14 protein-coding genes are annotated in these 11,811 nt (G+C 53.3%); 1 reads left to right on the forward strand and 13 read right to left on the reverse strand.

The features are described from left to right. Positions 1-9: 9 nt before the first annotated feature. The 3 genes from PEL01S_RS34520 to PEL01S_RS15780 form a co-directional block, all read right to left on the reverse strand. The gene (locus PEL01S_RS34520) at positions 10-171 is read right to left on the reverse strand and encodes a hypothetical protein (protein ID WP_157244036.1); all 162 of its coding nucleotides are present in this window, start codon (positions 169-171) and stop codon (positions 10-12) included. Positions 172-213: 42 nt separating this feature from the next. Then, a complete protein-coding gene (locus PEL01S_RS15775) occupies positions 214-780 on the reverse strand; it encodes a GNAT family N-acetyltransferase (RefSeq protein WP_127460955.1) in 567 nt (188 codons plus the stop codon). A gap of 213 nt (positions 781-993) precedes the next feature. Then, positions 994-1,974, reverse strand: coding sequence for an AAA family ATPase (locus PEL01S_RS15780; RefSeq protein ID WP_164824283.1), 981 nt, complete (start codon positions 1,972-1,974; stop codon positions 994-996). A gap of 197 nt (positions 1,975-2,171) precedes the next feature. On the opposite strand from PEL01S_RS15780, the gene PEL01S_RS15785 reads away from it, so the two are divergent. Next, the gene (locus tag PEL01S_RS15785; protein ID WP_127460956.1) at positions 2,172-2,963 is read left to right on the forward strand and encodes a GNAT family N-acetyltransferase; all 792 of its coding nucleotides are present in this window, start codon (positions 2,172-2,174) and stop codon (positions 2,961-2,963) included. 81 nt (positions 2,964-3,044) lie between these two features. On the opposite strand, the gene tatA is transcribed toward PEL01S_RS15785, so the two are convergent. The 10 genes from tatA to PEL01S_RS15835 all read right to left on the reverse strand — a co-directional run. Further along, the gene (gene tatA / locus PEL01S_RS15790) at positions 3,045-3,239 is read right to left on the reverse strand and encodes a twin-arginine translocase TatA/TatE family subunit (protein WP_010494167.1); all 195 of its coding nucleotides are present in this window, start codon (positions 3,237-3,239) and stop codon (positions 3,045-3,047) included. A 94-nt stretch (positions 3,240-3,333) separates the two neighbouring features. Further along, complete coding sequence (locus tag PEL01S_RS15795) at positions 3,334-3,990, reverse strand: YdcF family protein (RefSeq protein ID WP_127460957.1); 657 nt, start codon at positions 3,988-3,990, stop codon at positions 3,334-3,336. Continuing rightward, complete coding sequence (locus PEL01S_RS15800; protein WP_127460958.1) at positions 3,990-4,379, reverse strand: Fos family putative thiol transferase; 390 nt, start codon at positions 4,377-4,379, stop codon at positions 3,990-3,992. Before PEL01S_RS15800 ends, PEL01S_RS15795 begins: the two co-directional genes overlap by 1 nt. A 1-nt stretch (position 4,380) precedes the next feature. Next, entirely contained in the window at positions 4,381-5,076 is a 696-nt protein-coding gene (locus PEL01S_RS15805) for an alpha/beta hydrolase (RefSeq protein WP_239551103.1), read from the reverse strand. 177 nt (positions 5,077-5,253) lie between these two features. Next, a complete protein-coding gene (locus PEL01S_RS15810) occupies positions 5,254-5,976 on the reverse strand; it encodes a peptidylprolyl isomerase (RefSeq protein WP_127460960.1) in 723 nt (240 codons plus the stop codon). A 121-nt stretch (positions 5,977-6,097) separates the two neighbouring features. After that, positions 6,098-8,974 carry a PBP1A family penicillin-binding protein gene (locus PEL01S_RS15815; RefSeq protein ID WP_127460961.1) on the reverse strand — a complete coding sequence of 959 codons (2,877 nt, stop codon included), beginning with the start codon at positions 8,972-8,974 and terminating at the stop codon, positions 6,098-6,100. Positions 8,975-9,160: 186 nt separating this feature from the next. Next, a complete protein-coding gene (gene hfq, locus PEL01S_RS15820; RefSeq protein ID WP_063180435.1) occupies positions 9,161-9,400 on the reverse strand; it encodes an RNA chaperone Hfq in 240 nt (79 codons plus the stop codon). 12 nt (positions 9,401-9,412) lie between these two features. After that, positions 9,413-10,387, reverse strand: a complete 975-nt coding sequence (gene miaA / locus PEL01S_RS15825) for a tRNA (adenosine(37)-N6)-dimethylallyltransferase MiaA (protein ID WP_127460962.1) — start codon at positions 10,385-10,387, stop codon at positions 9,413-9,415. After that, a complete protein-coding gene (locus PEL01S_RS15830) occupies positions 10,381-11,154 on the reverse strand; it encodes a class I SAM-dependent methyltransferase (protein WP_127460963.1) in 774 nt (257 codons plus the stop codon). Before PEL01S_RS15830 ends, miaA begins: the two co-directional genes overlap by 7 nt. Further along, on the reverse strand, positions 11,155-11,811 hold a 657-nt coding region (locus PEL01S_RS15835), incomplete at its 5' end, for a DNA mismatch repair MutL family protein (RefSeq protein WP_503826320.1).

Consider the following 11,811-nt stretch of genomic DNA (forward strand, 5'->3'; position numbering starts at 1 on the left):
TCAATAATACTATGCATGATATTTACCGGCGGGCGCATCCAACACCCATTCCAAAATTTCAATCTTTGCTTTAATTTCGTTTATTTCATTTTCGTTGTGCACTTCGTCTAATCTTTGTACCATTTGCTCCAATTGAATCATCATACGTTTAATTTGATCTTCGGATCTCATGAACCAAACCTCCAAAGCTGTAATTTAAACTCCGTCGTTGAATCAATCCGGCATATGCAGCTTCCGAAACTCATGCTCCAATATGCTCATGGTTACCGCATCGTAATATTGATGGTCCCAAAATAAGCAATCCCTTTGAACTCCTTCTCTTTTGAAGCCCAGCTTTTCGTAGACATGAATCGCTCTGTCGTTAAAAGCGTAAACACTCAGTTCTACCCTATGTAAGTTTAAGGTTCCGAAAGCATGATGAAGCATGAGAAGCATCGCTTCCGTGCCGCAGCCTTTCCCTTGATTCGCTTGGCCTGCTATGGCAATCCGGATGTTCGCGCTCCGGTTTACCGGATCAATATCATTCAATACCACTTCTCCCACAAGACGACCGGTCGCTTGGGAAATAATCATGAGGTCCACACGGCTTGAATCAGGTTTTGAGATCGTTTCAATCCAACTGGCTGCCGCTTGTCTAGAAAACACTTTCTGCGTCCCCGTGAACCTGCTCGTTGTCGGATCGGACAAATACACATAATAATCATCCAAGTCATCCGTTTCGACAGCCCGCAAGTAAATATGTTTGCCTTCGAAAATTTTAACTGCTCCTTGTTTTTCCACGCATCTTCCTCCTTAACAAAAATCTATCTCCATTTTCTGGGGTTTATCCAAAATCCAATGTATCAGCCCCCCGATTTTACCATATAAACAAAAATAACGCACAATTCACCAGACGAACCGCTTCAGCCTTTGGCTCATCGGAGTGCTTGTCCCTTTATACCACAAAAAAGAGGCATGAAAGCCTCACCTTTGCTTGGAAAGCGCAGCATTCCGCTACGATGGTTTCAGGTTAAAATAAGACTCTTCCTCTGTTTTGCCGTTAATATAGAAATCCTCATGCGTCAGATTCAGCAGATCCTGCTTTGTCAGTTTTCTTGCTCTTCGAACAAGCCTTACAGCCTGAAATCGGATTGCTTTTTCGATCAGATTCCTAATGTGACGGGCATTGCTGAAATTCAGATTCAATAACTTCTCTTGCATCAAATGGTTCTTGATTTTATGGATTGCTTCAGGAAGAATAACGTATTCCCGTTCCGCCGCCATTTGCTTCGCAATCTCGATCAGTTGGTCTATCGTATAGTCGGAAAAATTAACCTGAATCGGAAAACGGGAAGGCAGCCCGGGATTCGTCTTCAAAAAATCCTCAATCTCTTTAGGGTATCCGGCCAAAATAAGAATAAAATCGTTCTTGTGATCCTCCATGGATTTTACTAAGCAATCGATGCTTTCTTTGCCAAAGTCTTTATCTCCGCCTCGAGCCAGGCTGTATGCCTCATCAATGAACAAAATGCCGCCAAGCGCTTTTTTGACCATTTCTCTCGTCTTCAAGGCAGTATGGCCGATGTATTCACCGACCAAGTCCGCTCTTTCCACTTCAATCAGATGTCCTTTGGAGAGCAGTCCCATGGATCTGAACAGCTTCCCGATAATTCTGGCGACACTTGTCTTTCCCGTACCGGGGTTGCCTTTGAAGATCATGTGATAGACGTTAGAGCTAACCTGCAGCCCTTCTTGGGAGCGAAATTGCTTGATTTGCAAAATCGCATAAATTTGAAAAACAAGCTCTTTGATCTCGTCTAAGCCGATCATCTTGTCCAGCTCTTTGTAGATATCCGAAAATGCTTCCATGGCCTGCATGACGTCTTTTGAATCAACTTTTTCCTGTACGGAAAGCGGCTCAGGAGAAGTTGATTTGAAAACAACATTGATTTGTCGGTCTCTCGTAGTAATGAGCCTGTTTGTCTCTGGAGTCATTTCATCACCTTCCCCTACCCTAATTAATAGTCGGCCGGAGGAACATTTATAACTCCCTGAAGCAAAACAAATATCCGCCCGGTTCTGGCCGCTTGCCCCTTTCTTTCCTTGTTGCCAAAAAATAAAAGAGTTGAATTTTTATTCATTCATATGTATATTCATAATAAAATTCGATCCAAGTGGAGGCCTGCGGACAAATGAAGATATTGCAAGATCGATCGATGTTCCGCCACCTGGAACGACTGGCTTTGCGGACATGGCCGGCCCAACTTGAGCAGCCTTGCGAAGGCTGGATTCTGCGGGCATCCGATGGGGTGACGAAGCGAGCAAACAGCGTATGGACCGTTGACGGCAGTGAGCAATGGACCGGAGATGAAAAGGTTATCGCCGAAGCGGAAGCGTTCTATAGGAGCCATCGCTTGACTCCGCGCTTTCATATCAGCGAAGCCTCGCCCTCCGGGTTGGACGATTGCCTCGAACGCCGGGGATACATAAAAGAAGTGCCGTGCCTCTTCATGACGACGGACGTTAGTCAAGCGATATGGCGGACGGAGCCCGTGGACGGAAATTCGCTGCGCGCCGTTGTCGAACCGTCGCATGATGCCTCATGGCTGGAGCATTTTTTGGCAATGGAAGGCTTCGCTCCCAAGCTCTTGGAGTTTTACGATAACCTCTTCGCCCGGATCGAGGCCCCGACCGCCTATGTAAGCATCATGGAACGTGACCATTGCGTCGGGATGGGCACTGCCGTCGCTGAAGACGGATGGTCCGGCTTCATCAATATCGTCGTTCATCCGCAGCTTCGCGGTCAGGGCATCGGCAAGCGCATCGTTCACGAGTTGGCGCGTTGGAGCCGGGATCAAGGAGCGGACCGCTTATATTTGCAGGTGGTCGCGGACAACGCCCCGGCCATCCGGCTTTATTCGGGAGCGGGCTATGAGAAGCTCTTCGCCTATCATTATCGTACGAAGCCAATGGACAACCTTTAGCTCTAAAAAATGGGCTACGAAAAAACTCCCTCTATTCCAGGCTCAGAACGAGCACATGGTAGAGGGAGTTTGCGCCGGCATTCAGGCTTTTTTATCGTCCTGCGGCTTGTTATCGTCTTTATCCCCGGACATAAGTCCACGGGTCGATTCCTTGAATTCACTAAGCGTCCGACCGAAGGCTCTTCCGAGCTCCGGCAGCTTGGACGGACCGAAAAGCAGCAGCAGCACGATGACAATCAGAAGAAGTCCTCCGATACCGATGTTTCCGAAAGGCAATGCAATCAACTCCTTCGCGCCTGGAGATCAACCTTCATTATACCAGCTTGTCCCCTGAAAATAAACCGCTTCCGCCTCACATTACCCTCCGGACTCAGGTGATCGGCCGATATCCGAAGGCGGCCCGCATCTTGTCCCACTGCCATTTCGTCAACGCGAGCGTTTCCCTGCCTTTGTGCCAAGCCATCGAAAGTACGCTGGATTCCATTGGCGATACGGAAGGGGAATCGTAGCCCAGGAATCGCGCCATATCGAGCGCACGCACCGCATGATAGCGGTGAGTGACGATAACCGCCGAAGTCCAGCCGTGTTCCCGCATGATCGTTTGGCTGAACAGTATATTTTGCAGCGTGCTGCGCGCTTCGTTTTCCAAATAAATGGATTCGCTCGGCACTCCTTTGTCCACCAAGTAGTTGCGCATTCCCTCCGCCTCTGTCAGCAGCGAATCGGCACGATCGTAGCCGCCGGACACGATGATGCGGGGGATGACACCGGCTTGGTACAGCTCAACCGCACGGTCCAGCCGTTCCTTTAACGCCGGACTCGGCGTCGTTTGCCATAAGGCCGCTCCGAGCACGACTCCAACGTCGTGCGGAGCTAGTTTCTCGTCCGGCAGTGCAGCAATCCGCCATTGAATGAAGCCGACCCATAACAGCGCCACAGCGCCCACGGCTAACATGAATCGGAAAAGCTTCCTGGTGGTGCTGCGAAGTCCTGTCGCAATCGGCTTTACGCGGTTCACCCCGGCCATCAGGACCACCCCTTCATACGTTCCGCTAAACTGCCCGTAAACAGCTCCAGCTCGGTACCGTCCGGATCGAGAAAGTTGATGCTGTACCCGCCTCCCCGCTCCAGCGGCCCCCTGACGATGGGAACACCCGCCCCCTGCAGCTTGACCGCCGCGTCATGGAAATCTTCTTCCGTTATGGTAAATGCAATATGGTCAACGCCGTAACTCGGCTTCTCCGAAGACTCGTAGCTTCGTTCGATCAAACATATCCAGGCGCTTCCCCATTCCAAATAAACGTCGAGACGCCCGCGATGTACGAGCTTCATTCCCAGCAATGATTCGTAAAATAACAACGATCGGGACAAATCGGATACGCGAATCGTCACATGATTGAATCCTGTAGCTTTCAACTCAAACTCCCCTATGCTGTTCATTCGATGAGTCCAAAAAGCCCGCAACGGCCGCGAATAGCTGTGGAGCCTCGGGCTCCAAGCAAATCATATGGCGGGAATGCGGCATATAGAGCAGCTCTTTCTCGCCCCGGAGCCGGTCATAAATATACCGGGCGCTATAGGGGTGGATGACCTGATCTTGTTTCCCTTGAACGACGAGCGTCGGCACGGAAATTCGCGGCAGCTCCTGCTGCTTCGCATATCGGACCAGCTTCATAAACTGAACGGGCGCTGAAAGCGACACGCTTTTCGGACGCTCCCAAGGCTCGCGCAGCCCGATGCGGACACGCTGCGCCAAATTGCGGATAAACTTTCCCGGGCTCACATAAATGACCGCCGCGTTAAGCAGCACGAGACGACGGACCGGAAAACGGTTAGCCACATAAGCGGATAGCAGACCACCCATCGAAAAACCGACCACATCGATCGCGCCGTACTGCCGGCTTAACCGGTCCGCTTCTACTGCAACGGCATTCAGCCAGTCCTGCCACTGAACGCCACGCATCATCCGCATTTCTGCATCATGACCCGGGAGCGTAGGCAGCACGCAAACATAGCCCTGCTGCCGCAAATAATCCGCAAGCGGCTCCAGCTCAAACGGTCCGCCGGTAAATCCATGCAGCAGTAAGCAAACACGCGGTTCATGATTCGGCATGATCGACATTTCTCCTTAGGCGAGCGATTCAAGCACTGCTTCATCATTTGGACTCTCTTCTTAGTAGACGTAAGACAGGGGAGTTTCGTTTCAAATCATGCATTTCGGTTTTTCGCCGATCACCAGACGAATGCCGATGAATGCAAAAGCAGCGTGGCATGCCACGCTGCTGTCAACTTATTTCTCGGTGATCGCAACCGATTGGATCGTTACTTTCTCCGTCGGAACGCTCGGAGATGCTTCGCTGCCTTGCTTAACAGGCGTCTCGGCGATCTTCTGGATAACATCCATGCCTTCAACCACCTTACCGAAGATGGTATAATTCGGACGCTGGTTCAACGACTTGCTGTCATCGCCGGTGCAGATGAAGAATTGGCTGCCGTTCGTATTTTTGCCGGAATTGGCCATCGCGACGATTCCCGGCTCGTACTTGTGCGACGTTTTCAGCTCGTCTTCAAATTTATAACCGGGGCCCCCCGTCCCATTGCCGAGCGGGTCGCCCGTCTGGATCATAAATGTCTTGATGATCCGGTGGAACGTGATGTTGTCGTAGAAGCCTTCCTTCGCCAAAAATACAAAGTTGTTTACGGTTTTCGGCGCTTCCTTGGCGTACAGCTCAATCGTAAAATCGCCTTTGGACGTCTTGACCGTCGCCTTGTAAGTTTTGTTCGGATCGATGGACATCGCAGGCGGAGACGACCAAGATTTTTTGGATGCCTGCTCAGTGCCCGTTTTCCCTCCGGCCTGACCGTTCGTCTGCCCGGCAGTCTGGCTGCCATTCTGTGCGGGTTCCTTCTGAGCTTCCGGAGCTGGCTTCGTGCCGCAGCCGGTCGTAATCATAGCGAGCAGCGCTGCAGCGCATGCCCACTTTGCCGTTTTTCTTACCATTTCTGCATTCATCGGATCAAATTCAACTCCAATTATGTCAAAGTTTATATAAACCAACCTTCACATGTTCTATTATACTACGAGCTTTCCGTAAAACAAAAATTGTCTCGCACAGCGGGACGAAGTGATCGCATTATCGTCCCGTCTGTGTCGTTGATCCTGTCGGAGCGGTATCGGTTCCCGCTCCATCCGTCGTTCCTGTCGAAGTACCGGAACCGGTCGTGCCTCCCGCTGCTCCGCTGCCGCCTCTGGAAGAGCCCCCGGCTCCTGCATCCGTGCTGTTGCCAGTTCCTGGGCCGTTCTTGCCGCCGCTCGTTCCGGAGGTTCCATGGCCTTTACCGCCGTTCGTCTGCGTGCCCGAATTCGTGCCGCCCGTAGGGCTCGTGCCGTTCGTTCCGGTCCTTGTATCGGTTCCAGTGCCGCTATCCGTTCCCGGGCGTCCCGTCCCTGTTCCGGCTCCATTATTGCCTCCCGGCTGCGAAGTCTCGCCACCGGACCGTGTGCCGCCGCCCTGTCCTGTTCCGGGCTTCGTACCTTGTTCCGTGCCGGGACGGCCGTCCGTTCCGTTTCCGCCTTCCTGGTCAGGACGCTGCCCTTGGTCCGGAAGACCGGTTCCCGCGCCATTCCCCGGTTGTCCGGTACCCGGCAGATTCGTTCCCGGTCCTCCCGGCGAATTCGGGTCAAGCTTGCCGTTCGGATCGGTTCCCGGGTGCAGCGGGTCGAGCGGATTTCCGCCGAGCGTATCAACCTTGACCGTCGCCACGTTCGAGCGCGCGCCGGTCGTATTGTTCTCGGCGTTGTAAGGCACTACGACATAGTCATACGTATCCGGCTGAGAAATGAACTCCGAAAATTCCGTCATCGTCGTGCTTTGTGTCGGCTCTGCCGGGAAGTCTGCCATCTTGCTGTCTTTGCGGAAGATCTGATACGTAATATTGTCGCCAACGCCGCTCCATTTAAGTTGTACCTTCGAATTGCCGCCCATCACGATGTGCTCGGCATTCAAATCGGAAATCCCTTTCGGTGGCGCAGTCAGATCCGGGACGCCGTCCGGCCGCTTGAAGGAGGTCATCGGGCGTTTGGCCAGCGCTTTTTGCATGACCTCCTTGAAAATAACGCCGGCGCTGCCGCTGCTCATCGAAACATAATGCTTCGAATCCGTTTTGTCGAAGCCCATCCATACAGCTGCCGTCCATTCCGGCGTATAGCCGACGAACCACAAGTCACGGTTGTATTTCTCGAGCCCTTTGATGTCCAGTTGCGTTGATCCTGTCTTTCCCGCCAGCGGACGATCGAATTTCGCCGCCGCTCCGGTACCTCCCGGCTCCACGACACCCTGCATGAGCTGGGTCATATACCAAGCCGTCTTGGCGCTCATGACAGACTTGGTTTCACCTTTGAACGGAGTGACCTTGCCGTCATCGCCAACAATTTTAGTAATGGCGTGCGCAGTAGGCAAATTGCCGTTGTTCGGGAACGCGCTATAAGCACGCGCCATTTGCAGCGTCGTTACGCCTTTGTTCAATCCGCCAAGCGCAATCGCCAAGTTGCGATCGTTTTTTTCATCGAGGTCGATGCCCAGTTTTTTGACAAAATCAATTCCCGTCTTGACGCCGATTTGGCTCAAGAGATCGACGGCCGGAAGGTTCATCGACTTCTTGACCGCATCGAACATGCTCACTTCGCCTCGGTACACCCCGTCGTAGTTGCGGGGCGAATAGCCGTTATACGATTTCTGCACGTCGGGCAGCCTGCTGTACGGATTGTACTTGCCGGATTCGATAGCCGGCGCGTAAGCGACAAGCGTTTTGAAGGACGAGCCCGGCTGCCGTGGCTGGGCGACTGCGCGATTCAAGCCGCGCGTTACGTAGTCCCGGCCCCCGATCATCGCAACGATACCGCCGTCCTCATTGTTCAGGATGACCATGCTGCTCTGCATTTTCTGCTCCGGTCCGTCCTTTTGGAACAGCTTGTCGTTTGCGTACGTCTGCTCCATAATTTGCTGGGCGTTCGGGTCAAGCGTCGTATAGATTTTATACCCGCCCCGCAGTAAATCGTCCTCGTCGAACTTATACATATCCTGCGCTTCCTTAAGGACGTAATCGATGTACGTCTGATACTGCGATTTGCCCACGTTCGCCGGAGGCGCGAAGTCTACGGCGACGGCTTCCGCGCGCTGGGCTTCCGTAATGTAGCCCTGCTCCTGCATCAGCTTGAGCACAACTGCCCGGCGGTCCTTCGATTTATCCGGGTTCGAGATCGGATTGTACGTGTTCGGCGCTTTCGGCATCGCCGCGAGCGTAGCGATCTGCCACAGCTTCAAGTCCTTCAAATTGGAGACGCCGAAGTACACTTTGGAAGCGGCCTTCACGCCATACGCCCGGTTGCCGAAATAAATCCGGTTCAAATAATAGGTTATGATTTCGTCCTTCGTTTTCTTCTTCTCAAGCGCAAGCGCAATGGACATTTCCGTCGCCTTGCGGAAAAACGTTTTGTCCGAGCTTAAAAATACGTTTTTGGCGAGCTGCTGCGTGATCGTACTCCCGCCTTCGACCATGCTGCGCGCGACGACATCCTTCACGAGCGCGCGTCCGACAGAAAACAAATCGACGCCCTGGTGCTGCTCAAAGCGTTGGTCTTCCGTAGCAATGAACGCCTGCTTCAACAAATCGGGAATCTCGGTCGGATCGACATTTTCCCGGTTCTCCACCTTCAAAACGCCTGCTTCCTGCCCGGCTGCGTCGTAAATGATAGACGCTTCACTAAAGTTCAGCTTATCCATGTTATTCTCAACGATCTTGTCGCCGTTCACCAGGACGAAGATGTATACCCCCATCCCGCAAATGGCGGCGAGCGCGCCGGTGACGAACGTCCATGCCAGAACTTTGCCTATGGTGATTTTCTTCTTTTTCTTCGGTTTTGCGGATGATTTTGCAGATGATTTTGCGGATGATGTCGGTTTCTTCTCCTTCGGTGCTTGGCCCGGTGTTTTGCTGTTTCTTCCCGTCATGCCCCGACTCCCTTTCTGTGTCTGTGTGCAATGCACAGCCTATTTAACCTGCATCAAGGCTTACTAAACAAAGAACAACCCTAACGAGCCGGGTTGCTCTTATGTTTCATATCCATTTAGACGTATGGAAGCTTGAAAAAGTTGCTCCTCCGGCTTCCAAATTCTGGCCGCTACCCAAAAAATCCGCTATTCGGCGTTGTTTTCCTGCTGCATGAGCGACACCGAACGCTGCGGCGTAAAGGTCGAAATCGCATGCTTATACACCATCTGCTGGCGTCCTTCGCTGTCGATAATAATCGTAAAGTTATCGAATGCGCGAATCACGCCGCGAATTTGAAATCCATTGGTCAAATAAACGGTGACCGGAATGTTCTCCTTGCGCAATTGGTTCAAAAACGTGTCCTGAATGTTGATTGACTTGTTCATCAATGGGCCCCCTCAAAAATGGTTAACGCCAAATGTTAGCTTGTCTGCTATTATAGCACGAATCCGGTCCAGTTGGGTAGAAAATTCTTCCATTTCACTCATATCCACCCAAACGATGTCCTTCATATGCCGGAACCAGGAAAGCTGACGTTTCGCAAAATGACGCGTATTCTTTTTCAGCAAATCGACGGCTCCTTCTAAAGAGTACTCTCCCTGCAAGTACGCCGCGATCTCCTTATAGCCGAGCCCCTGCATCGAAACGAGCGACGATTCGTAACCTTTCGCCAGAAGCCCCCGAACCTCCTCGACCAGCCCTTGCTCGAGCATGAGATCGATTCGCTCTTCAATACGTTTATATAGTAAAGCTCTATCCATTGTCAACCCGACGATACACAATTCGTACGGGGTCTGTTTTTTTTGCGTTTTCAGTTGGTCGGAAAGCCGTTCTCCGGTCATATGAAAAATCTCAAGCGCCCGGATAATGCGCCGCCTGTCGTTCGGGTGCAGGCGCTGCGCCGACTCCGGATCAATCTGATGCAGCCGCTCGTGCAGCGCTTCCGCACCGTGAGCTTCGGCATAAGCCTCCTGCTCCGCGCGAAAAGCCTCGTCCGAGCCCGCTTCGCTGAACCGGAAGTCGTAGCAGACCGATTCGACATAAAGGCCCGTTCCTCCGACAATAAACGGCAGCTTTCCACGGGAATCGATATCCTGGATCAGCGATACGCACCGTTCTTGAAATTCCGCCACCGAAAACGGATGGTCCGGGTCGTGGATGTCGATCATATGATGCTTGACCCGGGCAAGCTCTTCCGGCGACGCTTTGGCCGTACCGACATCCATCCCCCGGTACACCTGCATCGAATCTCCGGAAATAATTTCTGCGTTGAATTCTTCGGCCAGCGTCAAGCTCAGCTTGGTTTTGCCGACGGCGGTCGGGCCGACCAGCACAAGCAGCTTCGGCCGATGCCGGTCCGTCTCTGTCAGCATCTTATCACTCCGTAAGCTATTTTGGTGGAAGACCGGTGCACTTCCGCGAAGCCCAGCCGATCGAATTCCTGACTGTCCCGGTGCTCCTTCATCACGACCGCCCGTCGAGCGACCCGTCGTGCTTCCGCTACCGCTTCTTCTGCCAGCGCCCGGTCATCTGCTATGCCGCGGATCGCCTTGATCGAAGTCGATTCCGTGATCGGCTTGCGGAACATCGGATCGAAGAACACCAGATCGGCGCTGTCCGGAGGCATCGCACGCAAATAATCGGTATGATCCTGACGGATCACCTCAATGCGGCGCATCGCTTCATTCAGTCCGGACACTTCCGAATGGTAGGTCTTAAGACCTTGTTCCAACAAAAAGCACGGTATCCGCGCCGTTTCCAGCGCCGTTACCGCTCCTTCGGGTCCTGCCGCAAACGAGAAAACGATGGCGTCCGAGCCGAGCCCCGCCGTACAATCGATAATCCGGTCTCCGGAACGGACACCGGCCAGCGACAGCAGCGGGTCCGTCTCGCCGTTCAGCAGCCTTTTGATCCGGACCGCTGCCGTACTGGGATGAAAAAACAGCGGAAGCCGCTGTTCGTGATGGTATTCGATCCGCTCTTTCGAAATCAGTAAAATATCCTCGTCCCCGTACCGCTCCCGCAGCTGGGCCAGCGTCATCCGCCGCCGCTGGATACAGCGCCCGCCAAGCGTGCGTGCCAGCGTCTCCGCCTCGCTCAGCTGTGCGGGATTCGGGTCATAGGAGGTGGTAACGAACAACTACATCACCCTTTTAAACATTTTTTCCAGCTCGTAGGTCGAAAAGCTCACAACAATAGGTCTTCCGTGTGGACATGTATACGGATTGCGGCAGGCCGCCAGCCGGTCGAGCAGCGTCTCGATTTCCAACAGACCGATGCTTTGGTTCGCCTTGATCGAAGCTTTGCAGGAGCACATGATCGCCGCTTTTTCGCGCAGCTTGCCAATATCTACCTGCTTCTTCTCGCCGAGCAGCCATTCGATCATTTCTTCGATGAGCGCCTGCTCCTCGCCCGCCGGCAGCCAATGCGGATACGCGCGGACGAGGAACGAAGCCCCGCCGAACGGCTCCAGATAGACACCCGCCTGCTCAAGCTGCGGCAAGCGGTCGGCCAGCTTCTCCGCTTCGATCGCGGTGAATTCCAGCGTCAGCGGCACAAGCAGCTCCTGGCTCGCTTCCGCAGGATTGCCGAATTTGTCGTAATAATGCTCATAGTTGATCCGTTCATGCGCCGCGTGCTGATCGATCAGGAACAGTCCTTCCTCGTTCTGCGCGACGATGTACGTGCCGTGAAGCTGCCCGATCGGGTGCAGCTTAGGAAAGGCAGGCAGCGCCGGAGGCTGCTCCTCCTGCGGCGCCATCGCGCGCAGCAGCGCCTCCGAGGCCGCCGCCGTCTC

It is taken from the genome of Paenibacillus elgii NBRC 100335, from assembly GCF_004000865.1.
GTDB lineage: Bacteria > Bacillota > Bacilli > Paenibacillales > NBRC-103111 > Paenibacillus_G > Paenibacillus_G elgii.